Here is a 604-nt window from a genome sequence, read left to right as displayed (position 1 = left end):
GAGCTTGACTGTGAGACTGACGGGTCGAGCAGGAGCGAAAGCTGGGACTAGTGATCCGGCATCGGCTTGTGGAAGCGGTGTCGCTCAACGGCTAAAAGGTACCCCGGGGATAACAGGCTGATCTTCCCCAAGAGTCCATATCGACGGGATGGTTTGGCACCTCGATGTCGGCTCGTCGCATCCTGGGGCTGGAGTAGGTCCCAAGGGTTGGGCTGTTCGCCCATTAAAGCGGTACGCGAGCTGGGTTTAGAACGTCGCGAGACAGTTCGGTCCCTATCCGCTGCGCGCGCAGGAGACTTGAGAGAGGCTGTCCCTAGTACGAGAGGACCGGGACGGACGAACCTCTGGTGTGCCAGTTGTTCCGCCAGGAGCACGGCTGGTTGGCTACGTTCGGAAGGGATAACCGCTGAAAGCATCTAAGCGGGAAGCTCGTCTCGAGATGAGGTCTCCCACCCTTTGTGGGGTAAGGCTCCCGGTAGATGACCGGGTTGATAGGCTGGAAGTGGAAGCGCGGTAACGTGTGGAGCTGACCGGTACTAATAGGCCGAGGACTTGTCCATAGATGTTCGCGTCGACTATGCGATTCAGAGACTGCAAGCAGTCC

The 604-nt window shown here is 58.6% G+C and carries 1 rRNA gene (cut by a window edge); it reads left to right on the top strand.

Annotation, left to right across the window (positions count from 1 at the left end):
• Window positions 1–560, top strand: a 23S ribosomal RNA gene (locus AWQ71_RS39700); it begins 2864 nt to the left of the window's first position.
• Window positions 561–604: the final 44 nt, after the last annotated feature.

Origin of the sequence: Microtetraspora malaysiensis, from assembly GCF_001528665.1 — a bacterium.
GTDB classification, from domain to species: Bacteria; Actinomycetota; Actinomycetes; order Streptosporangiales; family Streptosporangiaceae; genus Microtetraspora_A; species Microtetraspora_A malaysiensis.
This window is presented reverse-complemented; position numbering and strand designations above follow the sequence as displayed.